Annotated in this window: 16 protein-coding genes; 4 read left to right on the forward strand and 12 right to left on the reverse strand. The window is 74.5% G+C overall.

Annotated elements, in window-relative coordinates; genetic code table 11:
- Positions 1 to 18 precede the first annotated feature (18 nt).
- Complete coding sequence (locus OG896_RS12495; RefSeq protein WP_329365040.1) at positions 19 to 879, forward strand: SAVMC3_10250 family protein; 861 nt, start codon at positions 19 to 21, stop codon at positions 877 to 879.
- 58 nt (positions 880 to 937) lie between these two features.
- On the opposite strand, the gene nudC is transcribed toward OG896_RS12495, so the two are convergent.
- From nudC to OG896_RS12525, 6 genes are all read right to left on the reverse strand, one after another.
- The gene (gene nudC / locus OG896_RS12500) at positions 938 to 1,885 is read right to left on the reverse strand and encodes an NAD(+) diphosphatase (RefSeq protein ID WP_329365042.1); all 948 of its coding nucleotides are present in this window, start codon (positions 1,883 to 1,885) and stop codon (positions 938 to 940) included.
- Positions 1,886 to 2,021: 136 nt separating this feature from the next.
- Positions 2,022 to 3,467: a M20/M25/M40 family metallo-hydrolase gene (locus OG896_RS12505; RefSeq protein WP_329365044.1), complete on the reverse strand. Its 1,446-nt coding sequence runs from the start codon at positions 3,465 to 3,467 to the stop codon at positions 2,022 to 2,024.
- A 130-nt stretch (positions 3,468 to 3,597) separates the two neighbouring features.
- Positions 3,598 to 7,047, reverse strand: coding sequence for a UvrD-helicase domain-containing protein (locus tag OG896_RS12510; RefSeq protein ID WP_329365046.1), 3,450 nt, complete (start codon positions 7,045 to 7,047; stop codon positions 3,598 to 3,600).
- A gap of 73 nt (positions 7,048 to 7,120) precedes the next feature.
- The gene (locus tag OG896_RS12515) at positions 7,121 to 7,906 is read right to left on the reverse strand and encodes a hypothetical protein (protein ID WP_329365048.1); all 786 of its coding nucleotides are present in this window, start codon (positions 7,904 to 7,906) and stop codon (positions 7,121 to 7,123) included.
- 143 nt (positions 7,907 to 8,049) lie between these two features.
- Positions 8,050 to 11,466 (reverse strand): ATP-dependent helicase, encoded by a 3,417-nt coding sequence (locus OG896_RS12520; RefSeq protein ID WP_329365050.1) that lies wholly within the window; start codon positions 11,464 to 11,466, stop codon positions 8,050 to 8,052.
- A 226-nt stretch (positions 11,467 to 11,692) separates the two neighbouring features.
- Positions 11,693 to 12,148: an MGMT family protein gene (locus OG896_RS12525; protein WP_402442623.1), complete on the reverse strand. Its 456-nt coding sequence runs from the start codon at positions 12,146 to 12,148 to the stop codon at positions 11,693 to 11,695.
- Between the two features lie 554 nt (positions 12,149 to 12,702).
- Here OG896_RS12525 and OG896_RS12530 point away from each other — a divergent pair.
- Positions 12,703 to 15,375, forward strand: a complete 2,673-nt coding sequence (locus OG896_RS12530) for a lysylphosphatidylglycerol synthase domain-containing protein (RefSeq protein WP_329373940.1) — start codon at positions 12,703 to 12,705, stop codon at positions 15,373 to 15,375.
- Between the two features lie 86 nt (positions 15,376 to 15,461).
- Here the strand turns inward: OG896_RS12530 and OG896_RS12535 are convergent, their stop codons facing one another.
- Complete coding sequence (locus OG896_RS12535; RefSeq protein ID WP_329365054.1) at positions 15,462 to 16,034, reverse strand: hypothetical protein; 573 nt, start codon at positions 16,032 to 16,034, stop codon at positions 15,462 to 15,464.
- A 309-nt stretch (positions 16,035 to 16,343) separates the two neighbouring features.
- Here OG896_RS12535 and OG896_RS12540 point away from each other — a divergent pair, with 309 nt between their 5' ends.
- Positions 16,344 to 17,015, forward strand: a complete 672-nt coding sequence (locus OG896_RS12540) for a hypothetical protein (protein WP_329365056.1) — start codon at positions 16,344 to 16,346, stop codon at positions 17,013 to 17,015.
- Complete coding sequence (locus OG896_RS12545) at positions 17,003 to 18,091, forward strand: hypothetical protein (RefSeq protein WP_329365058.1); 1,089 nt, start codon at positions 17,003 to 17,005, stop codon at positions 18,089 to 18,091. Before OG896_RS12540 ends, OG896_RS12545 begins: the two co-directional genes overlap by 13 nt.
- Positions 18,092 to 18,205: 114 nt before the next feature.
- On the opposite strand, the gene moeZ is transcribed toward OG896_RS12545, so the two are convergent.
- From moeZ to OG896_RS12570, 5 genes are all read right to left on the reverse strand, one after another.
- Entirely contained in the window at positions 18,206 to 19,384 is a 1,179-nt protein-coding gene (gene moeZ / locus OG896_RS12550; protein WP_103884379.1) for an adenylyltransferase/sulfurtransferase MoeZ, read from the reverse strand.
- Between the two features lie 136 nt (positions 19,385 to 19,520).
- On the reverse strand, positions 19,521 to 20,360 hold the full coding sequence (locus OG896_RS12555; protein WP_329365061.1) for a spherulation-specific family 4 protein: 840 nt from the start codon (positions 20,358 to 20,360) through the stop codon (positions 19,521 to 19,523).
- 130 nt (positions 20,361 to 20,490) lie between these two features.
- Positions 20,491 to 21,393: an NAD-dependent epimerase/dehydratase family protein gene (locus tag OG896_RS12560; RefSeq protein WP_328468965.1), complete on the reverse strand. Its 903-nt coding sequence runs from the start codon at positions 21,391 to 21,393 to the stop codon at positions 20,491 to 20,493.
- Between the two features lie 245 nt (positions 21,394 to 21,638).
- Positions 21,639 to 22,484 carry a hypothetical protein gene (locus tag OG896_RS12565; protein ID WP_329365065.1) on the reverse strand — a complete coding sequence of 282 codons (846 nt, stop codon included), beginning with the start codon at positions 22,482 to 22,484 and terminating at the stop codon, positions 21,639 to 21,641.
- Positions 22,485 to 23,215: 731 nt separating this feature from the next.
- Positions 23,216 to 24,868 carry a DUF3492 domain-containing protein gene (locus tag OG896_RS12570; RefSeq protein WP_329365067.1) on the reverse strand — a complete coding sequence of 551 codons (1,653 nt, stop codon included), beginning with the start codon at positions 24,866 to 24,868 and terminating at the stop codon, positions 23,216 to 23,218.
- Positions 24,869 to 24,991 lie beyond the last annotated feature (123 nt).

The following is a 24,991-nucleotide window of genomic DNA, read 5'->3' on the forward strand; positions in this document are numbered from 1 at the left end:
TTCGCCTAGCCTGAATCCATGCTGAGCGAACTGGTCTACCTGTCCGACGCGAAGTTACGGCAGTTCGTCCCGTTGGCCCGGCGCCGCTTCAGTGGCCGGCTCAAGATGGCGCTGAAGGTCTCCACGCCCCTGGTCGGCGTGGACGTGTCCCCCGCCGCCACGAACGACGAGCGGGAGCGCCTCGACCATCTGCGGCGGGTGACCGAGCAGATCGAGAGCCACGCGCGCTGGTTCACCGATGCCGAGCACCGCCCGGGTCAGTGGATCTGGTTCGAGGCCCCGCTCAACGACATGCTGCTGGACGACCCGTTCAGCCACATGGTGGTCTTCCTCGACCCCGCCGACCCGGTCGAGGGCTACGACCCGCTGGACGCCTCCGGCCGCAAGGTCCGCCTGCTGATGCACGGTTCCGCCGAGCACCTGCTGCTGCCGGCCCCGCCGCCACGGCAGGAGCCGCCGCCCGCCGCGAGGATCGTCACGGAGTACGCCACCGGCGGCACGGCATGGACGTCCGGCGCCGCCTCCCGCCCCCCTGCCTACAGCGAGGTCACCAGGAGCCGGGCGTGGTTCAGGCGCGAAGGCGGCCAGGCCCACGACACGCTCGACACCCTCGGCCACCAGGACCTGCCGGTCCTCCAGGCGGACTCCCCACCCACACAGCTGTCCAGGCTGGGCCACCTCCACCAGGGCACCGCCGAACTCGTCGACTGGCTCGACCGCCGCGCCTCCGCACCCACCGCCGCCTGGACGCGGGGATACGCGCGCGTCACCGCCGACCTCGCCTACCCGCCCGGCGACGGCGACACCGCCGCCGCCGCCTTCAGCAGAGTGGTGATCGCCAGCCCGCTGTACGTGGAGTACGCGCACGACCTGCCGTAGCGCACCGGCCAGTGGCCCGCCCGCCGACCCGCCAGGCTCGCAGGACGCACACCCGCGGCTACCGCACCGCCGCGGCTCCCCCCTGCTTCGGCAGCGGCTTGCCGTACCACAGCTCGATCAGCCGGGCCGCGATCGAGATGCCGAACGGGGGCAGCACCTCGCCGGACTCGAAGGCGGCGCGCAGGTCCTCGCGGGAGAACCAGCGGGCCTCGTGGATCTCCTCGCCGTCGACGTGGATCTCGGAGGAGGTGGCCTGCGCCATGAACCCGAGCATGAGGCTGGACGGGAACGGCCAGGGCTGGCTGGCGACGTAGGAGACGTCGCCGACGGTGACGCCGGCCTCCTCGAAGACCTCGCGGCGCACCGACTGCTCGATGGACTCGCCGGGTTCCACGAAGCCCGCGAGGGTGGAGAAGCGGCCCTCGGGCCAGTGCACCTGGCGGCCGAGCAGGGCGCGGTCCTCGTCGTCGGTGACGAGCATGATCACGGCGGGGTCGGTGCGCGGGTAGTGCTCGGCGCCGCAGGCGGGGCAGCGGCGGATGTGGCCGGCGGCGGCGATGACGGTGCGCTCGCCGCACCGGGAGCAGAAGCGGTGCATGCGCTGCCAGTTCTCCAGCGCGACGGCGTGCACCATCAGCCCGGCCTCGATCGGGGCGAGCAGCCCGCCCACCTCGCGCAGTCCGGCCGGGCGGGCCGCCTCGTCCATCCGCCCGGGCAGGGTGTCCTTCTGCAGGGCGAAGTAGCGCACGCCCTCCTCGTCGATGCCGAGGAAGTAGCGGTGCTGCTCGGTCTCGGGGGCGTCGAACGCCGGGGTCATGACGAGTTCGGCGCCGCCGTCGGGGGTGTCCTCGACCAGCACCTGGCCGCCGGAGACGACGAAGACGCGGGTGGTGGGGTGGCTCCAGGCAGCCGCGAGCCATGCCTCGTCGAGCCGATGGTGGGCCGCGCGGTCCACCCCGGTGTAGGTGAGGCTCAGCGGCTTCGATGTCGCGTCGAGTTCGGTCAAGGCGTCTTCCCAACTCCCCTTTGCGGTGCCTGCGATGCCTGCGATGCCTGCCGTACGAGCGGTGCCGGCCGTACGGGCGGTACGGGTTCCACGCGAGCGGGCGCGAGGTGCCCGTTGCGCCGTCGGCCCGCGCCGCTCACCGGCTGCTCGGCCACGGTTCGGCCGCCCAGTCCGCGGCGAGCTCCGTCCACAGGTGCGCCGCGGTCTCGACGCCCTTGAACAGCAGGTCGAGATCCACTTTCTCGTCCACGGAGTGCCAACCGTCGGACGGCACGGAAATTCCCAGGAACAGTACGGGAACACCCAGTACGTCCTGGAGGTCGGCGGCCGGCCCGGACCCGCCCTCGCGGGTGTACCTGATCTCCTGGCCGAAGGCGCGGCCCATCGCGCGGACCAGCGAGCGCAGCGCGGGGTGGTCCAGCGGGGTCAGGCACGGACGGGTGCCGTCGCCCCAGAAGCGGATCTCGTGCCGGATGCCGTCGGGCAGCCGGGCCGCCACCCAGTCCGTGACCAGTTGCCGCACCCGGGCGGTGTCCTGCCCCGCGACCAGCCGGAAGGAGAACTTGATCTCCGCGGTGGACGGCACGATGGTCTTGCCGCCCGGGCCGCCGTAACCGGCGTGGATGCCGTTGACCTCGGCGGTCGGCCGGGCCCAGATCCGCTCCAGGGTGGTGTGGCCGTGCTCGCCGAGCGCCGCGTGCGACTTGGCCGTACGCAGCCAGCCCGCCTCGTCGAACGGCAGCTCCGCCAGCAGCGCCCGCTCCCGGTCGGTGAGTTCCACCACACCGTCGTAGAAACCGGGGATCGACACCCGCCGGTCCTCGTCGTGCAGCGCGGCGACCAGCCGGGCCGCCTCCGTGGCGGGGTTGGGCACCGCGCCGCCGAACGAGCCCGAGTGGATGTCCTGGTCCGGCCCGTACAGGTCGATCTGGCCGTCCACCAGGCCGCGCATGCCGGTGCACACCGTCGGGGTGTCCTCGGCCCACATGCCGGTGTCCGAGACGATCACGGTGTCGCAGGCGAGCCGGTCGGCGTGCTTCCTGATCAACGGCCCGAAGTGCGGCGACCCGGACTCCTCCTCGCCCTCGACCAGCAGTTTCAGGTTCACCGCCGGAGCGGTGCGGCCGGTCGCCGCCAGGTGCGCGCGCAGGCCCAGGGTGTGCAGGAAGACCTGGCCCTTGTCGTCCGCGGCGCCGCGTGCCCGCAGCCGCCCGTCCTGCTCGACCGGCTCGAACGGGTCGGTCGCCCAGCCGTCCTCGCGCGCGGCGGGCTGCACGTCGTGGTGCCCGTAGACGAGCACGGTGGGCGCGTCGGCCTCGCCGCTCGGCCACTCGGCGAAGACCGCCGGGCCACCGCCCTCGGTCTCCCACACCTCCGCCACCGGGAAGCCGGTGTCGGTCAGCGCCGCCGCGAGCCACTCGGCGCTGCGGCGTACGTCGGGGGCGTGGTCCGGGTTCGCGGAGACGGACGGGATACGGAGCCAGTCCCCCAGCGCGGCGAGGAACGCGGCGCTGTGTTCGGCGATGTACGGGGCCGGGTCGGCGGGGTGCGGGTGGACGGCGTTGTCCGGGGTCGTACGCATGGCTTTCAGCGTACCGGCCGCGTCGTCGGCCCTGCTCCGCCGCCTGCCGCCGACCCCGCCACCGACCCCGCCGACGCACCCCCGCGCCCGATCCCGCCGACGCACCCCCGCGCCCCGCGCCCGCCCGCTGTCAGTGCGGCGGTTCCTCGGCCCGGTCCGGCGGATCGGGGCTGAGCAGCCGCTCCAGCGCGGCCCGGTCGGGCAGGTCCGGGGGCCGCAGGAGCGTGCCGGTGCGGATGTGCAGGAACGCCGCCCGCACCCGCTCCAGCGGCACGCCCTGCTGCTCAGCCCAGGCCAGCCGGTAGATCGCGAGCTGCAGCGGGTCCGCGGCGTCGGGCCGGTGCCCGGTCTTCCAGTCGACGATCTCGTACGTGTACGGGTCCGCGTCGTGGCCGGACGGCTCGGCGGCACCGGCGTCGGCGGCCACGGCATCCGCGCGCACGGCGTCCGTACGTTCCCGGTACACCGCGTCGATGCGGCCGCGGACGAGGCGGCCGGCGAGGGTGAGGGTGAAGGCGGCCTCGACGCGGTAGGGGGTGCGCTCGGCGTACGGGGTGCGCAGGAAGGCGTCCTTGAGGGCGGCGAGGTCCTGCTCGTCGGCGATGTCGTCGCCGGGTTCGATGCCGGGCAGGTCCTCCGGGGCGAAGAGCGGGCGGGCCTCGAAGCGGGACTCGACCCAGGCGTGGAAACGGGTGCCGCGGCGGGCTGCGGGGGCCGGCGGGCGCGGCAGGGGGCGGGCCAGGTCGCGGGCGAGGCCGTCCGGGTCGGCGGCCAGCCGCATGAGCTGGGTGGCGGTGAGGGTGCGCGGGAGGGGGACGTCGTGGACGGTGGCGCGGGCGCGGCGGAGTTCGCCGGTGAGGGCGGTGAGGTCGCGGTCCCAGGCGGAGACGAGGCGGGAGTCGTCGGGAGGGAGCGGGGGATCGGCGAGGTGGGGGGCGCCGGTGGGGTCGGGGGTGGGGTGGCCTTTCCCCCGGGTGGGTTGCGGGGGGAGGGAGGGGCGGGGGGATGTGGCGCGGGTGGGTTGCGGGGGGAGGGGGGTGTCGGAGGCGTCCGGGCGGGTGGCGTCGATCTGGGCGCGGACGGTCTTCGCGGCATGGCGGCGCCGTTCGAAGGCGGCCGGGTCGAGGGGCAGCGGCCAGGGGGGTTCGGTGGCGGAGGCGAGGGCCGGGTTGTCGGCGTCCTCGGCCGGGGGCTCGGCCCACACCTCGATCTCGCCGTGCCCGGCCTCGCAGTGCGCGCGCAGGGCGTCGAGGAAGGCGGACGGCCCGAACGGCTTGGACTGGGTCGGCCCCCACCAGTGCCCGGAGCCGAGCAGGAGGGAGCGCGGCCGGGTGAAGGTGACGTACCCGAGCCGCAGTTCCTCGACGCGTTGGTGCTCCTTCATCGCGGCGCGGAAACCGTCGAGCCCGGCCCGGGTCCACGCCTCCACGTCGGGGAGGGTGGCGGAGTCGCCGCGCAGACCGTGCGGCAGCACCTTCGCGTTCAGCGGCCACAGCTCCCGTCCGCGTTCGCTGGGAAAGCCCTTGGCGACCAGCCCGGGCACCACGACCACGTCCCACTCCAGCCCCTTGGCCTTGTGGGCGGTGAGCACCTTCACCGTGTCGTCGCCGCCGGGCAGCGAACTGTCGAGGCCCTTCTCGTACTGCGCCGCGGTGTGCAGGAACCCGAGGAAGGCCAGCAGCGTCGCCTCCCCGTCCAGCCCGGCGAAGGACGCGGCCACGTCGAGGAACGCGTTGAGGGTCTCCTGGCGGCGGGCGGCCAGCGCGTGCGGGGACGCGGCCAGCTCCACTTCGAGCCCGGTGACGGCCAGCACCCGGTGCAGCACGTCCATCAGCGGGTCGGCGAGCGCCCTACGCAACTCCCTTATCTCGGCGGCCAGCCGCGCGAACCGCACCCGTGCCTCGGCGGAGAACGGCAGCTCGTCGCCGGGTTCGGCGTCGAGGAACGTCTCCAGCGCGTCGGTCAGCGACACCACCTCGGCCGGATCGACCCCTTCCACGGCCGCCGCGAGCCGGTCCGGCCCCTCGCCGTCCGCACCGGCGCCGGGCCCGGGACCGTACCGCACCAGCAGCCGGGCCCGGCGGCCGAGGAGCGCCAGGTCGCGCGGGCCGATCCGCCAGCGCGGTCCGGTCAGCAGCCGTACCAGGGCCGCGTTGGCGGTCGGGTCGTGCAGCACCTCGCAGGTGGCGACGAGATCGGCCACCTCGGGCAGGTGCAGCAGCCCCGACAGCCCGACCACCTCGACCGGCACGTCCCTGGCCACCAGCGCCGCGTGGATGTCGGCGAAGTGCGCGGCCGTACGGCACAGCACCGCGATCTCGCCGGGCGGGGTGCCGGTGCGCACCAGGTGGGCGACGGAGTCGGCGAGCCACGTCGTCTCCTCGGCCTGCGTGGGCAGCAGCGCGCAGCGTACGACGCCGTCGCGCTCGGCGCCGGGGGCCGGGCGCAGCGCCTCCACGCCTTCGTGCCGGGCGCGCAGTTCGACGGCGAGGGTGTTGGCGAGGTCCAGCAGCCGGCCGCCGGAGCGGCGGTTCTCGCTGAGCGAGTAGCGGTCGGCGGGCCGCCCGTCGGCGTACGGGAAGTGCCGGGGGAAGTCGTCGAGGTTCGCCACGGACGCGCCGCGCCAGCCGTAGATCGCCTGGCAGGGGTCGCCGACCGCGGTCACCGGATGCCCGGTGCCGCCCCCGAACAGCCCGGCGAGCAGCAGCCGCTGCGCCACCGACGTGTCCTGGTACTCGTCCAGCAGCACCACCCGGTACTGGTCCCGCAGCAGCGCGCCGACCTCCGGGCGGCCCTGCGCCAGCTCGGCGGACAGCGCGATCTGGTCGCCGAAGTCCAGCAGGTCGCGGCCCTTCTTCTCCTGCCGGTAGGCGGCGGCCAGTTCGGCCAGGTCGCGGCGGGCGGCGGTGGCGTGCGCCACCTCCTTCACCCAGGCGTAGCCGCGCGTGCCCGGGTCCAGCTCGCCGAGCCGCGCGGCGAGCCGCGTGTCGTGGGCGCGCAGCCGCTCGGCGGGCACCAGGTGCTCCGACAGCTCGCCGGACAGCGCGAGCAGGTCGCCGATGAGCGTGGGCAGCCCCTTGGTCAGCGCCGGGTACGGGCCGGGCGCGGCCCGCAGCACCTTCGCCGCCAGCTGGAAGCGGGTGGCGTCGGCGAGCAGGCGCGCGGTCGGCTCCAGCCCGATCCGCATGCCGTGGTCCTTCAGCAACTGCCCGGCGAACGCGTGGTACGTCGAGATCTGCGGGTCCCCCGGCACCTGGTCCGGGTCCAGGGCCGGGTCGGGCGGGCCGTCCGCCTCGCCCGGGGTGATGCCCGCCCGCACCAGCGCCCGCCGCACCCGCTCGGAGAGCTCCGCGGCCGCCTTGTTGGTGAAGGTCAGCCCCAGCACCTGGTCCGGCGCGACCTGTCCGGTGCCGACCAGCCACACCACCCGCGCGGCCATCACCGTGGTCTTCCCCGAGCCCGCCCCGGCCACGATCACCCCGGGAGCGGGCGGCGCGGTGATGCACGCCATCTGCTCGGGGGTGAACGGGATACCCAGCAGCTCCTTGAGCTGATCAGGGTGGTGGAGAGGGTTTGCCACCCAGCGAGGCTATCCGGCCGGGCCGACACGTTTCACCGGCCGGCCCGTCCGTTCGGGGGCAGGTCAGACCGAGTCAGACCGACAGGTGCGGAGCGTCGCTGCCCACCGAGGAGAGGTCGACGGTGTCCTTGGCCGGCGGCGCGGATATCCGCGGCGCCTTGCCGAAGTCGCTGAAGCGGAGGCTCCCCCCGCCGTCGGTGCTGACCAGGCCGAGGATGTACGGCGTGCCGTCGGCGGCGACGTACACCGTGTTCGTGGTGCCGTCGTCGTCGCGCTCGTGGAGCGGGACCACGGCCCGGCCGTAGCGGCTGGCGGGGGCGTCCTTGCCGGTCACCTCGTCGCCCTCCTCGACCGAGGCGAGCAGGGAGTCCAGCTTGCAGAACTGGTCGAGGTCGTCCGCCTCCTGCTCCTGCGCGGGCAGCCTGACCCACTTCCCGGCGAAGGCCCGGGCCAGTACGTCGCCGTGGCTGTCGTCCTGGTCCTCCCAGTAGGAGGCGTCGGCCTTCAGGTAGTACGCGTCGTGGATGCCGATGACCTGGACCGGGTCCTCCCCGTCGTTCTCGAGGGAGGCCGCGCACTTTCCGGAGGCGGTGAGCGCGGCGGTGATGTGCGCGTCACCCTCGTCGTCGGAGAGGACGACGTCGACGGTCACGGCCGTCACGGAGTCCATCGCCTCCTCGGCCTTCGAGAAGATCTGGTCGGCGCTCTCCCCCGCGAACGCCCCGGTCTCGGCGGTGGTGGCCGCCGGTACGACGATCGGCGCGCCGCCCGCGTCCGTGTCCCCGCCGCAGCCGGTCAGCACCGCCACGGCCACCGCGGTGCCGAGCACCGCCGCGCAGAAGTTACGTGTGGCCGCCACGGCCGCCCCCTTGCATCCCCCCAGGGGCCCGCGCTGGTGGCGGCGGGCACCCGGAATCCCCTTGCTCCGTACACAGACCATAGCGTCCGGCTGCGACAGCGTGCTGTGGGTTATCCACAGGCCGTCACACCCACCCCTGGCGTTCACTCCACGACGTGCCGGCCCTCCGGCCGGGCGGTGCAGGCCGAGCGGAAGGCGCAGTGCGCGCAGTGCTGGCCGGCCGCGGGTGTGAAGCGCTCGTCCAGCACCCGCCCGGCCGCCTCGGCGAGGAGGTCCTGGGCCCACTCCCCCTCGATGGGCTCCTGCCGCTGCACCGCCGGGAGCGCGTCGCCGCCCTCCTTGCGGGTGGCGCCGAGCCGGAGCTGCACGAGTTCGGCGCCGCCGGGGTGCGGACGGGCCCCGCCGAAGAGCGGGTCGACGGCCCCCTCGCGGACGGCGAGCTGGTAGACCGCGAGTTGGGGGTGCCGGGCGACCTCCTTCGCGGTGGGCTTGGCCCGCCCGGTCTTGAAGTCCACGACGTACGCCTGCCCTTCGGCGTCCGTCTCCACCCGGTCCATGCTGCCGCGGATGCGCACCTGCGCGTCGCCCGCCTCCAGCGTCACGTCGAACGCGTGCTCCCCGGCGACCGCCTCGCGGCCCCGCTCCATGACGTGCCAGCGCAGGAAGCGCTCCAGCGCGGCGCGGGCGTTCTCCCGCTCCTGCCGGGACTTCCAGGGCGCGTCGAACGCGAGCGCGTCCCATACGGAGTCCAGCCGCGCCATCAGCACGTCGAGGTCGGCGGGGGCCCGGCCGGAGGCGACCTCGTCGGCGAGGACGTGCACCACGCTCCCGAAGCCCTGCGCGGCCGTCGACGGCGGCTCGGCCTTGACCTCGCGCCCCAGGAACCACTGCAGCGCGCACGTGTTGGCGAGCTGGTCGAGCGCGCTGCCGGACAGCACGACCGGCTGGTCCCGGTCGCGGACCGGCACGGCCGACCGGGTCGGCTCGTACACGCCCCACCAGCGCTCGGGGTCCGCGGCGGGCACCAGCGCGTGGCCGTCGTCGGTGAGCGAGGCCATCCGGGCCAGTCGTCGGGCGGCGGCGTCACGCAGTTCGGGTGACACGGCCGGGTCCACGGTGGTCGCGCGCAACTCCGCGACGAGCGCGGCCACCGCGAGCGGGCGGCGCGGCCGGTGGCCCACGTGCACCGGTTCCACGCCGAGTTCGGCGAGGAACCGGGAAGGCTGGTCGCCGTCGTCCGCTGCGGACTTCACCGCCGTCACCAGCAGCCGGTCCCGCGCGCGGGTCACCGCGACGTAGAACAGCCGGCGCTCCTCGGCCAGCAGCGCGCCCGGGGTGAGTGGCGGCGCGAGGCCGTCACCACCGATCCGGTCCGCCTCCAGCAGGGAGCCGCGGCGGCGCAGGTCCGGCCACACGCCCTCCTGCACGCCCGCCACCACCACGAGCGGCCACTCCAGGCCCTTCGCGCGGTGCGCGGTCATCAGGCGTACGGCCTCGGGCCGGACCGCGCGACCGCCGAGCGTGTCGGCCACGATGTCGAACGACGACAGCTCGTCGATCAGGTTCAGCGCGCCGCGGCCCCCGGTGCGCTCCTCCGCCCGGGCCACCGTCTCGAACAGCGCGCACACCGCGTCCAGATCGCGGTCGGCGTTCCGTCCGGCCGGACCGCCGCGCAGCGCCGCCCGCTCCAGCCGGCCCGGCCACGCCGAACCGTTCCACAGCGCCCACAGCGCGTCCTCCACGGTGCCGCCCGCCGCGAGCCCCGCGCGCGCCGCGGCCAGTTGCGCCCCGATCCGCCGCGCGCCGCGCGCGTACGAGGCGTCGTGCGTCGCCAGCCGCTCCGGCCGCGCGACCGCCTCCGCGATCAGCAGGTCCGAGGGACGCGGCACCGCCACACCCGCCGCCCGCTCCTCCTCGCGCAGCGCGCGCCCCAGCTTCCGCAGGTCCGCCGAGTCCATGCCGCCCAGCGGCGACGTGAGCAGCGTCAGGGCGTCCTCGACGGAGAGCCCGAGAGCGTCCCCTTCCGAGCCGTCGTCCCCGCTCCCGTCCCCGCTCCCGTCCGCCGATACGGATACGGCTACGGGCTCGGGCCCGTCCGCGTCCCCGGTCCCGCCCTCCTCCGCGGCATCGCCTTCCTCCACGGCCTCCTCCGCAGCCTCCTCCACGGCCTCCGTCCCGGCCTCCCCCACGGCCTCCGGCTCGGCCATGTCCCCGCGCGCCGCCGCGGGCGCCGCCGCTTCCGCCGCCACCCGCAGCGCCAGCAGCAGCGGTGCGACGGCGGGGTCAGCGTGCAGCGGGGTCGCGGACGGGGCGAGGTCGATCGGGACACCGGCCGAGGCGAGCGCGCGGCGCAGCGTGGGCAGCGCGGAGGTGGTGCGGGTGAGGACCGCCATGTCCGACCACGGGATGCCGTCTTCGAGATGGGCGCGGCGCAGGGCGTCGGCGATGGCGTCGAGTTCGGCCCCGGGCGTCGGGTGGGTGCGCACCGCGAGGGCGCCGCCGGGGCGGTGGGCGGTGGGCGCGCGATGGGCGCGGGCCGCCGCGGCGGGCAGGCGGGGCAGCGCCATCCGGCCTGCCAGCCGTCCGGTGGCGGCGAGCAGCGCGGCGCCGGCCCGGCGGTTGCCGGTGAGCACGCGCACCGGGGCGGGGCGGCCGGCCCGGTCGGGGAAGGCGGCGGGGAAGTCGAGGATGCCGTTCACGTCGGCACCCCGGAACGCGTAGATCGACTGGTCGGGGTCACCGAAGGCGACGAGGGTACGGCCCTGCCCGGCGATCGCGTGCAGCAGCCGGACCTGCGCGGCGTCGGTGTCCTGGTACTCGTCGACGAAGACCGCGTCGTAGCGCCCGGCGAGCTCGGTGTGCACCTCGGGCCGCCGGACCAGCCGGACCGCGCGGTGCACGAGTTCGGTGTAGTCGATGACGCCCTGGAGGTCGGCGACGTCCAGGTACTCCTGGAGGAAGGCGGCTGCGGCGAGCCAGTCGGGCCGGCCGATCCGGCGGGCGAAGTCGGCGAGCGCGCGGGGGGCGAGGCCGAGTTCGCGGGTGCGGGCGAGCACCGCGCGCACCTCGTCGGCGAAGCCGCGGGTGGTGAGCGCGGCCCGCAGGTCGTCGGGCCAGCTCACCTTGGCGCGGCCCTCGCGGGCGAGCCGGGCCTGTCCGGCGAGCAGTTCGCGGACCATCAGGTCCTGCTCGGGCCCGGACATCAGCCGCACCGGCTCGGCGAACAGGTCCGGGTCCTGGTGGGCGCGCAGCAGCCCGTAGCAGAACGAGTGGAAGGTGGTGGCCTGCGGCGCGGCGGTGGCGCTGCCGGTCACGGCCTGCGCGCGGGCGGCCATCCGGTCGCGCAACTCGACGGCGGCGGCGCGGCCGTAGGTCAGGACGAGCACCCGGTCGGCGGGGGTGCCGGCCCGCACCCGCGCCAGCACGGCCTCCACCAGCGTGGTGGTCTTCCCCGTGCCGGGGCCGGCGAGCACCAGGAGAGGTCCCTGCCCGTGCTCAACCACAGCGCGCTGGGATGCGTCCAGCACTGGAGGCGCGGCGGACACCGCCGGCGCGCGCACCAGCCGGTAGCCTCCGACGCCCGGGCGGGTCGCACGGGCGTCGGCGGTCCGGTCCTCCCAGCCGGGCGCCGCGGGGGCGCCGCCAGGGGAAACGCGAGGAAGTGGGGAAGAGGGGTTCACGTGGTTCGCCGGTTTCGTGGTGGTCAGGCAATGTACTCCGTACGGGCTGGTCGCGGCATGTGTTGCCTCCGCATGGCGGAAGCTGGATGACATGACCCTCCGGCCGTCATCCGCCGCTCGCGCCACCCGCAGACCCGGGCGCGCCCTCGGGGCCGGCGCCGGGCGCCCGCCCGGGGCCGTCCGGCGTGCGCGTGCCGTCCGGCGAGAGCCCGTCCCAGCGGGCCGCGCGCATGTCCAGGCGCGGTATGTGGCCCTGGGCGGCGGGGCCGACCGTCCGCAGCGGGGTGCCCTCCGCGCGGTACGCGGCCAGGGCGCGCTGCTCGTGCCCGGCGAGCAGCACCCCGTCGGAGCGCACCACCCGCCACCACGGCACCACCGCCCCGTACTCCGCCATCACCCGGCCGACCTGACGCGGCCCGCCCTCCCCCAGCCACTCCGCCACGTCGCCGTACGTCATGACCCGGCCCGGCGGAATCAGGTCCACCGCGTCCAGCACCTTCTCCGCGTACGGGCCCAGCTCGCCCGCCCCGGTCGCACCGCTCTCCTCGCTCACCCGGCCAATCCTGCCGCACACCGCCGACACCGGGGGGCTACGGCTCCGTACGTGCACAGCGCATGCCACCATCGTCCGGGCGGTGACTGGTGATACGAGACCAAGAAGAGACAACAGGGGACAAGCAGGGCGCCGGCGAGGCCGTGGAGGCCGCCGGCGCTCCTGGAGCGCTGTCCCCGTCCGCCCCTGAGCCGCGGGTCGCGGTGAGCGAGGACAGCGACCGGGGCGCGAAGGCGGTGGCCGGCGGCTCGGGTCGCTCAGGTGACTCCGGCGGCTCAGGTGACTCCGGCAGCTCGGACGGCTCGGGCGGCAACGGCAGCTCGGACGGCTCCGGCGACTCCGGCACGGACGGGTCGGGCAGCTCGGACGGCGCTGACGACCCGGGCGACCTGGGCTACCCGGACGACCTGGGCGGCACCGGGTCCACGCGCGGCGCCCCCGACCACCCCGCCGGCTCCGACCACCCCGCGCAGCCGCCCGCCCCCCAACCGCACGGCTCGCACCTGGCACCGGAAGAACCGTTTTGGTCCGCACCGGACCCCGAGGACCCGTCCGGCGGCGACCTGCCCGCCGACGGCGCGCCGCTCGAACCGGCCGGCGCGACCCGGCAGGCCGTGTCCGTGGACGAGCCGCTGCTCGCCGCCCGGGTGCACCGCCCCGCCGACCTGGTGCGCTTCTTCATGGGCCTGCTGGGCATCGGGGTGGTGCTCGCCATCGCGGGCTTCGCCCACGCCACCACCAACGGCCTGGAGACCGACATCACCAAGGGCGCCATGCGGGCGCCCGACTTCTTCTCCTCGTTCACCGGCACCACCGCGAGCGTGGCGGTGCTCATCGTGCCGGTGGCGTTCGCCGTGGAGCGGCTGGTCAGACGCGACGGGCTGCGGATCGCGGACGGCGTGCTCGCGGCCGTACTGGCGCACGGCGCCGCGCTCGCCACCGACCTGTGGGTCACCAACGCCGCCCCCGGCTCGATCCGCGAGGCGCTCTCGCACGGCGCGCCGACCGGTCTGGGCATGACCGACCCGGTGCAGGGCTACCTCGCCCCGGTGATCGCCTACGTCACCGCCTCCGGCATGGCCAGACGCCCGCGCTGGCGGGTCGCGCTGTGGTTCGTCCTGCTGCTGGACGCGTTCGCGGTGCTGGCCGGCGGCTACACCACGCCGTTCTCCATCGCGCTGACCCTGCTGATCGGCTGGGCCGTCGCCAACGGCACGATCTACGCGGTCGGCTCGCCGAACGTCCGCCCCACCGGCCAGAACCTGCTCGCGGGCCTGCGCCGGGTCGGGTTCGCGCCGCTGACCGCGCGCCGGGTGGTGGAGACCGGCCCGGAGAGCGCGGACTCCGACCGCGGCCGCGCCTACCTGGTCACCCTGGAGGACGGTCCGCCGCTGGACGTGACCGTGGTGGACCGCGAGCAGCAGGCGCACGGCTTCTTCTACCGGGCCTGGCGGCGGATGTCGCTGGTCGGCGGGATCACCCAGCGCCGCAGCCTGCTGTCCCTGCGGCAGGCGCTGGAGCAGGAGGCGCTGCTGGCCTACGCGGCGATCGCGGCCGGCGCCAACGCGCCGAAGCTGATCGCCACCTCGGAACTTGGCCCCGACGCGGTGATGCTCGTCTACGAGCACATCGGCGGCCGCCGCCTGGACGCGCTGGACGACGACGAGATCACCGACGCCCTGATGCGCGAGGCGTGGAAGCAGGTGCGCGCCCTTCAGTCGCGGCGGATCGCGCACCGGCGGCTGGTCGGCGAGTCCCTGCTGGTGGACCGGAGCGGCACGGTCTTCCTCACCGACCTGCGCGGCGGCGAGATCGCCACCGGCGACATCCTGCTGCGGATGGACATCGCGCAGTTGCTGACCACCATGGCACTGCGGGTCGGCCCGGCGCGGGCGGTGGGCGCGGCGCTGTCGGTGCTCGGTCCGGACGCGGTCGCCGCGTCGCTGCCGCTGTTGCAGCCGATCGCGCTGAGCCGTTCCACCCGTGGCGAGCTGAAGATGCTCAACCGGGCCCGCGCGGTGCGGGAGCGCGAAGCGGTGCTCGCCGCGCTGGCCGCGGACAAGGAGGCCAGGGAGCGCGGCAGGGCGCACCCCGCTCGCGAGCCGGCGCCGAGCACCGCCACGGTGGCCGCCGAGCCGGACGGCTCGGCGGCCAAGACACCGTCGAAGGCGGAGCGGAAGGCCGAGACCAAGGCGGAGAAGCGCGCCATGGAGGACGCGCTGGAGGAGATCCGCGAGGAGGACCTGCTGTCGCGGATCAGGCAGCAGGTGCTGCTGATCCGCCCGCAGGCGCCCGTCGAGCCGGTGCGGCTGGAGCGGATCAAGCCGCGCACCCTCATCACGGTCATCGCGGGCGCCTTCGCCGCGTACTTCCTGCTCTCCCAGCTCTCGTCGGTGCCGATCGGCCACGCCATCGTGCACGCGGACTGGAAGTGGGCGCTGGTCGCCGTGGTCGGCTCCGCGGCGAGCTACGTCGCCGCGGCCGGCGCGCTGTCCGGTTTCGTGCCGGAGCGGCTGTCGTGGCCGCGGACGGTGATGGCGCAGGTCGCCGGGTCGTTCGTGAAGCTGGTGGCGCCGGCCGCGGTGGGCGGGGTGGCGCTGAACACCCGCTATCTGCAGAAGGCGGGGGTACGGCCCGGGCTCGCGGTGGCCAGTGTGGGCGCCTCGCAGCTCGTCGGGCTCGGTTCGCACATCGTGCTGCTGATGGCGTTCGGCTTCATCACCGGCACCGAGAAGACGCCGTCGCTGTCGCCGTCCAGGACCGTCATGGCGGGGCTGCTGACCGCGGGCGTGCTGGTGCTGGTGGTCACCGCGGTGCCCGCGCTGCGGAAGTTCGTCTCGACCCGGGTCCGCGCGCTGTTCGCGGGCGTCGTGCCGCGCATGCTGGACGTGCTCCAGCGCCCGGCGAAGCTGCTCACCGGCATCGGCGGCACCCTGATGGTCACGGTGACCTTCGTGCTGTGCCTGGACGGCTGCGTACGGGCCTTCGACGGCAACCTCAGCTACGCGACGATCGCGGTGGTCTACCTCGCGGGCAACGCGCTGGGGTCCGCGGCGCCGACACCGGGTGGCGTCGGCGCGGTCGAACTGGCGCTGACCGGCGGCCTGATCGCGGCGGGGCTGCCGAAGGAGGTGGCCACCCCGGCGGTGCTGTTCTTCCGGCTGCTGACCTTCTGGCTGCCGGTGCTGCCGGGCTGGCTCGCCTTCACGCACCTCAGCCGCAAGGGCGAGTTGTAGGACCGGAACGGGGACCGGTCAACGGGGACCGGGACGGTGGCCGTCCTGCCGGCCGGCGGGACGACCCGGTCGGCAGGATCGGCGGCTCACTGGTCCTCGATGTCCGAGATCTGCTTCGTCGCGAGGTCGGACTGGACCTTCAGGTACGTGTAGTACGGGCTGCTCGGGTTGCCCCAGGTGAGGCGGACGGTGCTGAAGGCGTGGCCGGCGCCGCCGCCGTCGGCCGTGACCTGCCAGCCGATCGGGTTGTCCTGGGCGCGCAGCACACCGTCGGCGTGCTGCGCGGCCTCCCACGCGGCCAGCTTCGTCCGGAAACCGCTGGTCAGGTAGTGCTCGCGCAGTCCGTTGCGCAGGTCGTCGTTGCGCGCGTCCCACACCACGTCGATGTAGGCGCCGTAGAAGTCCGCGACGCGGTCGACGGTCGACTGCGGGTCGCCCGAGCGGACCGACCCGGCAGCCTGCGGCACCTCGGCGCCGGTGGTGTGGTCGCCGTGCACGCTGCCCGCGGACTGGGTGGGCGCGGCCGGGTGCGTGCCGTGGGTGGTGCTCGCCTGGGCGGCTGCCGCGGGCGCGGCGACGGCGAGACCGAGCGCGACGGCGGTGAGGGCGAGCCGGCGGACCGAGCTCCGGGTACGGGTACGGGTACGCGCGAGTTGCATGACTGCCTGACCTTTCGTGAGATGTGTGGTGATAGACCACTCTTATCCAATAAGCGATCTGACACCCCGTAAGACCGTCTGTGTCCTGGAAGGGTTGTCCTTCGTCCGGGGAAATCCCGTGAACTCCGTGCATGCGGCGGCTGCTGACGGCGTGACACGTCCGTGACCCAATAGGCACTGCACCGCCCTCGAACAGGCTGTTCCGCTTCGATACGGTGAAAGCCTGGATACGGGGACCAGACTCGGGTGTACGTCATTGCCGCGGACCCGGTGGCTCCCTTTGCGACGACCGATCGGGAGCTCTCCACGATGCGCGCACGCACCGCAGTGACCGCCACCGCACTCGCGGCGGCCACCGCCCTCACCCTGACCGCCTGCGGCGGCGGCTCCGGCGGCGGCGGCGACAAGATCTCGACGTCACCGAGCACTTCGGCATCGCCCTCGGCGTCCACCGCCGCACCGAGCGAGGCGAACGGGGCGTCCCTGCGGATCGACCCCACGTTGAAGCTCCCGGCCGACCTGAAGGCCCAGTTCCAGTGGGCGACACCGAAGAACGCCGACCAGGCCGCCGCGCTCTCGGGCGCCGCCAACTACATCCAGGCGATCGACCACGCGGTCACCAAGCAGAACAAGAGCGACCCGGGCCTGCTCGGGTACTCCGCCGACAGCGCCCTCACCTACGCCCAGGGCTACGTCCAGCAGAACGTCGACCAGAAGCTGACGATGACCGGCACCGACCGCTACTACGGGCCCACCTTCACGATGGGCAGCGGCGGCGCCTCCGTCGAGGTCAAGCTCTGCAACGACCAGTCGAAGCTGTACAGCAAGGAAGTCGTCGGCGGAAAGGTGCACGTGACCGGGGCGAGCGACCGGAACTACGTGTCCTGGGACATCGTCATGGTCAAACTCCCCACCGCGAAGGCGGTCTGGCAGGCGCGCGAAGTCACCGTGAAGGAGAAGGCACTCCAATGCAAGCAGTGAACGCCAAGAGAACGGCGCGGCGCGGCCTGGTGCTCGCCGGAGTGGTCGTCCTCGCCGCAGCCGGACCCGGCTACGCCTACACCGGCACGTCCAAGGACACCCCGACGAGCCATACGTCGGGCGACAGCAAGAACGGCACCCTCACCGCCGGTGCCGGAGCCGTCAGCGTCACGTACCCCTCCGGCTCCCCCGGCGGGAACTCGCACCCCCTCACGTCCGTCGACGTGCACTGGACGCCGCCGCCCTGCTGGATCGGCCCGATAGCCGACCCGGTGACGTTCAAGAAGAACGTCCTGGACGGGGTGAAGGCCACCAACGTGCCGGGGCAGGCGAACTACGCCCTCGAAGCCATGGACCAGTACAAGAAGCACTACGACAGCAACTACACCTGGGACGGCAGCGGCAAGGGCTACAAGGACTTCAACATCGACCAGCAGGGCAAGGGCATGTTCTGGGGGCCGGTGGAGAACCCGGACGCCCCGAACAGCCTGGACAAGTTCGCCTGCAACTCCACGATCCCCTTCTTCGTGCCCAACGGGCAGCGCCCGCCCGCCGGCACGCCGAACGTGATCACGTCCGAGATGCTGTCGAAGATCGCGTACGCGCACACGCAGGTGCCCGGCGTGACGATCAAGACCAACCCGGTGAACACCCAGACCGTCAACCTGCCCACCTGGGTGCGGCTGGACGAGAAGTACACGCCGGTGAAGGTGCGGGCGTCGGTGGACCTCGGCGGCGGGCAGCAGATCTGGGCGGAGACCACCGCGAGCCCGACGAGCGTGCACATCGACCCGGGAACGTCGGACGCGACGGTGTACCCGGCATCAGGCGACTGCCCGATCGCGGGGGACGGGACAGTCGGCGCGGACTACAACGGGAACCCGAAGGCCGATCCGCCGTGCGGTGTGACCTACCTCAGGTCCACCCAGGCGACCGGGCCGTTCGACCTCGACGTCACCGCCACCTGGAGCGTCAGCTGGACCGGCTCGGACGGCGGCGGCGCGGCCCTGCCCGACGGCCGTATCCAGCAGCCCAGGCAGGTCACCGTGCAGGAGATCCAGTCCATCAACCGCTGAACCACCCGCGGGCACGGCATGGGTGAAACAGCATGAGCGGCAGGGCATGAGTAAGGGGCGGCACCTCAGGGTGCCGCCCCTTACTGTCTGGACCTACTGTCTGGACCGTCCGGCCTAGTAGACCGGCTTGTCCGGCTCGATCGTGTTCACCCAGCCGATGACGCCGCCGCCGACGTGCACCGCGTCGGAGAAGCCCGCGGACTTCAGCACCGCCAGCACCTCCGCGCTGCGCACGCCCGTCTTGCAGTGCAGCACGATCCGCTTGTCCTGCGGGAGGTGTTCGAGGGCCGAGCCCATCAGGAACTCGTTCTTCGGGATGAGCTTCGCGCCGGGGATCGACACGATCTCGTACTCGTTCGGCTCCCGGACGTCGATGATCTCGATGTTCTCGCCGTCGTCGATCCACTCCTTGAGCTGCTTGGGAGTGATCGTGGAGCCGAGCGCGGCCTCCTGGGCCTCCTCGGAGACGACGCCGCAGAACGCCTCGTAGTCGATCAGTTCGGTGACCGTCGGGTGCTCGCCGCACACCGCGCAGTTCGGGTCCTTGCGGACCTTGACCTGGCGGTAGGTCATCTCCAGGGCGTCGTAGATCATCAGCCGGCCGACCAGCGGGTCGCCGACGCCGGCCAGCACCTTGATCGCCTCGGTGACCTGGATGGAACCGATCGAGGCGCACAGCACGCCGAGGACGCCGCCCTCGGCGCAGGAGGGCACCATGCCGGGGGGCGGGGGCTCCGGGTACAGGCAGCGGTAGCAGGGGCCGTACTCGGACCAGAAGACCGACGCCTGGCCGTCGAAGCGGTAGATCGAACCCCAGACGTACGGCTTGTTGAGCAGCACGCAGGCGTCGTTGACCAGGTAGCGGGTGGCGAAGTTGTCCGTGCCGTCGACGATCAGGTCGTACTGCGCGAAGATCTCCATCACGTTCTCGGCTTCGAGCCGCTCTTCGTGCAGGATCACGTTCACGTACGGGTTGATGCCCTTGACGGTGTCCCGGGCGGACTCGGCCTTGGAACGGCCGATGTCGGCCTGGCTGTGGATGATCTGGCGTTGCAGGTTCGACTCGTCGACCTCGTCGAACTCGACGATGCCCAGCGTGCCGACGCCCGCCGCCGCCAGGTACATCAGCGCGGGCGAACCGAGGCCGCCGGCCCCGACACACAGCACCTTCGCGTTCTTCAGCCGCTTCTGCCCGTCCATCCCGACGTCCGGGATGATCAGGTGGCGCGAATACCTGCGGACCTCGTCAACGGTGAGTTCGGTGGCCGGCTCGACCAGGGGTGGCAGCGACACAGGGACCTCAGCAATACGGTTGGGTAGGTCATCGGACAGTAGGTACGGGCGGCCGCCCGCACGTCCTGGCCCTGTAACACTGCCACGCCCTTCTTCATTCCAAGACACCCGGTCCGAAAGCCGAGACGAAACCTGGTCACATGCTGGGCGGCGGCTCCTCGCGCACCCTGCGTACCGCTTCGTTCCAGTACCCGGGCAGGCCCGCCCAGGGGTCCGCGCCGTCCCGGTCGGTGCGGTCGGTCATGTACACGGTGCCCGCGCCCTGCCAGCGGGCGACCCGCAGCGCGGCGTCCAGGTGCGTGGCGGGCAGGCCGTGCACCAGGTGCGCGAACCGCCCCGGCGGGTACTCCGCCGTCCACGCGGGCACCTCCGACCAGCGGTAGCGCGTCCACGGCCCGGCGAAGACCACCAGCTGGTCGGCGAACTCGGCATAGCCGGGGTAGGGGTGCGCGCCGGGCGCGAGCACCACCCGGCCACCCTCCGGCAGCAGCGCTCGCAGAGTCGCGGTGGCCCGGCGGCACTGCGCCACCTCGGCGCGGAGCGTGGGCGCCCGGTCCACGTAGAAGCCGTCCACCTGGTACCAGTCCCGGTAGCGCGAGGCGTCCGCGACCAGCTCGCCGTACGGCCTGGTGCCGTACACCGCGTCCAGCCGTCCGAGGAGTGGTACGGCGTTCTCACGGACGCGGGTGAGGGCCTCGGCGCAGAGGGCGTCCGCGCGGCTGCCGGGGCCGGACGACACGTCGAAGGCGGCCCAGTCCACCGGCGCGCCCGGCCGGGCCAGTTCGGCCCACTCCGCGGGCGCGACCAGCGGGTGCGCGAAGAGCGGCACCCCGAAGCCGGTTCTGGCTCCGGGTACGGCCGGGGCCGGGCGGTCCGGCGCGGCACCGGACCGCTCGCCCCTGACCGGGTGGAACCTTGACGGGTCGGCCCGGGGCGCCCCGGCCCCGGACAGGTCGGAGACGGGCGGATCGGACATCGAAGGGCCTGACGTCGAGGCGCCGGACGCGGCCGACCGGGCCGGCCGGGCGACGACGACAGGTCCGATCGGCCGCGCGGGGCGGCCAGGGGGTCGCCGCGGGTCGACGGATCACTGCGCGGGAACGGGTTCAGACGCGGCATGCCGCCTCCATCCACACATCGGCCAGCGACTCCTCCAGGCCGATCCGTGGCCGCCAGCCGAGCCGGTCGCGGGCCGTACGCACGTCGGCCTGCTGCCAGGACCCGCAGCCGTCCGGATACGGCGCGGCGTTCGGCGGGTCGTCCAGCTCGCGCAGCGCACCGTCGTACCCGGCGACGTGGGCGAGGGCCGCGGCCATGTCCCGCATCCGCACCGCGCGCCCGCTGCCGATGTTCACCACGCCCTGCGCCGCCGACAGCGAAGCGGCGTGCACGGCCCTGGCCACGTCGCGGACGTCCACGAAGTCGCGCTGCGCGCTCAGCCCGCCGAGCTTCAGCTCGCCGTCGCCGTTCTGCATCGCCCGGCGCAGCGCCTCCGCGACCCGGCCCAGCGGCGCTCCCGTCGGCGTGCCCGGCCCGACCGGGCTGAACACCCGCAGCACCACGGCGTCCAGGCCCGACCCGAGCACCAGCTCGGTGGCGGCGAGCTTGCTCACGCCGTACGGGCCGCCCGGCCGCGGCGACGCGTCCTCGCCGGTGGACGAGCCGACCGGCGAGGGGCCGTACTCCGACCCGCAGCCGACCTGCACCAGCCGGGCCGCGACCGAGCTGCGGCGCAGCGCCTCGCAGACGGTCGCCACGGCCACGATGTTCTGCCGGGTCAGGTCGCGGGCGTTGCCCCGGGTGGAGCCGGCGCAGTTGACCACCACCCCCGGGTGGACCGCGTCCACGAACCGCGACAGCACCCCGGGCGCGCCCGAGGCGAGGTCGAACCGCACGTCCGCGTCGTCGCTGCGGCCCAGCGCGGTCAGTTGGCAGGCGGGGTCGGCCAGCAGGCGTTCCGCGACGTGGCGGCCGATGAAACCGTCGGCCCCGAGCAGCAGCACCCTCATCGCACACCCCGCCGGGTCCGGCGCCCCGCGACCGTACGGCTGCCCGCCGGCGCGGGCCGCACCGGGGGCGGCGGGACGGGGATCGCGAACGGGCCGACCGGCACGGCCCCCCAGGTCGGCGCCGCCGGTGGGCGGCCGTACGGGTACGGGGTCCCGGGGAATTCCGGGGTGATCGCTTCCGGAGTGGTCCGGGCGGACGGGTGGTGCGTGCTCACGAGGGTTCTCCTGGTTGGTGATATAGCAGGTCAGATGCGGTGGGCCGAGGCGCGCGGGACGAGGTGGAGGGAGTGCGCGGCCAGCACCAGGGCGGCGGCGCCGCAGGCGACGGCCTCGGCGGGGCCCGCCGGGAGCAGGGTCGGCAGCAGGGCCTGGGCGGCCACGGCGACGGCGAGGCCCGCGGCGGCGGTCCGCGGCGCGCCGTGCACGGCGAGCAGGCGGGCCGCGAACAGCAGCGCGCCGACGGCCGAGCCGCGGAGCGAGCCGAGGACGGCGAGCAGGACGAGCAGGGTCGCGGCGTATCCGGCCAGGGCCGCGATCAGCCGTGGGCGGACCGCGTCGGCGAAGTCGGCGAGGCCGTGGCTGGGGGCGAGTTGGGCGCGGGCGCTCGACGCGAACCAGCGGGCCAGGGCTGCCGCCGGGAGCAGGGTCAGCGCGAGTACGGCGAGGGTCCCGGTGCCGACCGGGTCCGGGCCGCAGCGGGCCAGGGCGAGCAGCGCGACGGCGCACAGTGCCGCAGGTACGCGGGTCGCCGCGCGGCCGGGGACGCGTAACGGTCCCCGGCTCAGCGCCGGCCACGCGGTGCCGGCGAGCACCGCGACCGCGACGGCGCCCGGGGCGTGCAGGGCCGCGGCGAGGGTGCAGGCCGCGGCCGGCAGCAGGTGCAGGGCGAGGTCGCGGGGGCGCGGCCGCACGAAGGTGCGGGTCGCGGGGGTGGGGGCGCTCCGCGGGGGTGTGCGGGGGACCCGGGCGAACAGTTCCTCTGCGAGGCCGAAGACGTCGCGGTGGCGCAGGCGCCGTGCGTCCACGTCCGTGACGCCCCGGGCCTCCAGGCCCGCGGCCACCTCCCACGGGTCGGCTGCGCCCGCGATCATCGCGTGGTGGTGGTGCATCACCCCGCGGACCGGGTCCGCGGGGCCCCTGCGCCGCGGCGCCCCCTTCCCCTCCGGCCGCCCTACGCCCGCGGCGCGGCTGGCCGCCGGCGGCCGGACGCTCTCGCCGTCACGGCCCGCGCCCGCCGCGCGACCACCCGCCGGCGGGACGACGCTCTCGCCATCCCGGCCCGCAGCCGCAGCGCGACCACCCGCCGGTGGCCGGACGCTTTCGCCGTCACGGCCCGCGCCGGCCGCGCGATCACCCGCCGGTGGCCGGTTGCTCGCGCAGTTCCCCGCGCCCCCTGACGTACCCCCCACCGACAAGGCACCCACGCCCACACCCTCACAGGGCACGACCGCAGCGCGACCACCCGCCGGCGGGACGACGCTCTCGCCGTCACCGCCCACGACCGCCGTGCGATCACCCGCCGGTGGCCGGTTGCTCGCGCAGTTCCCCGCGCCCCCTAGGGAACCCCCCACCGACAAGGCACCCACCGCCGCATCCTCGTGGGGCACGGCCGCCGTGCGATCACCCGCCGGTGGCCGGTTGCTCGCGCAGTTCCCCGCGCCCCCTGGAGAACCCCCCACCGACAAGGCACCCACGGCCGCAGCCTCGTGAGGCACGAGCGGAGTGCGACTGGCCGGGGGGAGGGGGCGGGGGGTGGGGAATTGATAAATCGATTCGCCTGGGGATTGCAGAAGCGATTCGTCTCGGGGTGGCATGGGGGCTCCTAGCGGCACGGGGTGAGGGCTTCCGCGGGGGCGACGAAGGGTCGGGGGGCGCCGGTGGCGTCGTGGAGGGGCTCGCGGGGGACGGGGTGGCGGGCGACGACGGAGAGGTAGGCGTCGCGGAAGGCGTGCACGCAGGTGGTCACCGTGAAGAGCGCGAGCGCGCGCTCGCGTGCGGCGGCGCCGAGGCGGGTGGCCCGCTCGGGTCCGCGGAGGAGTTCGAGCGCGGCGTCGGCGAGCGCCCGCGGGTTCCGCGGGGGCACGATCAGCCCGGTGCCGCCGATCACCTCGCGCACGGCGCCGACATCCGTGGAGACCGTCGGGCGGCCGCAGAACATCGCCTCGACCAGGTTGAGCGGGAAACCCTCCGCGCTGCTGCTGAGCAGCACCACGTCGCCCGCCGCGTAGGCGTCCGCGGGTTCGGGCGCGCCAGGAGACCCGATCTCCTCGAAGGCGACCGGGCTCTCGCCGACGGCGTGCGGGTGGGCCGCCTCGTCAGGGAAGAGCTGCGCGGCCAGGCTCCGGCAGTGCCCGAGGTACCCGGCGCAGCGCTCGTCGGTGACGGGGGCGTGGAAGACCCGCAGCCGGGCCCGCGGCTCCTCCGCGCGTATCGCGTGGAAGGCGTGCAGCAGCGCGATCAGGTCCTTCGCGGGGTCGGCCCGCCCCACCCAGACGACCGTGGGTTCGGCCCGCGCGGCGGGCCGCCGCGCCTCCTCCTCGGACTCCTCCCCCGCCCTGGCGAAGCGCCCCGCGTCGATGCCCGGGTGGACGGTGCGGATACGGTCGGTGGGCGCGCCGCACCGCTCCTGCCAGCGGCGCACATGGGTGGAGCCGGGGGTGACGAGCGCGGCCTGCCGGTAGGACTCGCCGGCCAGCAGCCGGTGGTAGTCCCCGAGCAGGACCCGTACCGCGGGGGTCAGCCCGGCCGCGCGGTGGGCCAGCAGCGCCTCCCGCACCCGCACGGTGTACTCGGTGACGATCAACGGCGTACCGCAGAAGCGTTTGGCCAGCAGCCCGGGCAGTGTGGCGGGGCCACCGGAGACGGCGTGGCACACGTCGGCGGAGCCCAGCTCGCCGGGGCCGTACCAGGGCAGCGACAGCGGCCGCAGCTGGTGCTCCAGCAGCGCGGCCACCGCGAGGAGTTCGGTGACGCCGATGTCCCCGAGCAGGGGGCGTACGCCGGGTGCGTGGCAGGCCGTCTCCAGGGCGGTGAGGGCGTCCTCGCTCCGTATCAGCTCGGGCAGTCCGCCGTGCTCGGCGGCCAGTTCGGCGAGGCCGTACAGCCCCGCGGCGAACCGGTCGGCGCGGTCGCGGCCGCGCGCCGGACGGCCCCGGCCGGCACTGTCCGCGGCACCCGCGAGCGCGGCGGCCAGGTCCCCGAAGTGCCAGCGGAACGCGGCCCGCCTGGCCTTCCGTTCGGCCCGGCCACCGCCCCGCACCGGGGCCGGCGGCTCGCCCCACAGCCGCTCGGCCCTGACCCGCTTGACCGGCGGGGGCGGGTCCACCCGGCCCCCGGCCTCGGTCCGCGGCGATCTGCTGAGCGCGTACACATCGAATTCGTGGTGCGCGAGACCGCGCACCAGGCGGTCGCACCACGCACCTCCTTCACCTCGCGCATACGGGTAACCACCCTCGGTGAGTAGTGCGATGCGCACGAGTGCGCCCCCTCTCGGCGTGCCGGATGTACGGTCGCTGCCGGGTCGGGGTGCTGCGCGGTTCGATGATGCGGTGGCTGTGCCCGTCCGGCGCGAAGCACGCTATGCCGGGACAACGGTGCT

It is taken from the genome of Streptomyces sp. NBC_00669 (genome assembly GCF_036226785.1).
Lineage (GTDB): Bacteria > Actinomycetota > Actinomycetes > Streptomycetales > Streptomycetaceae > Actinacidiphila.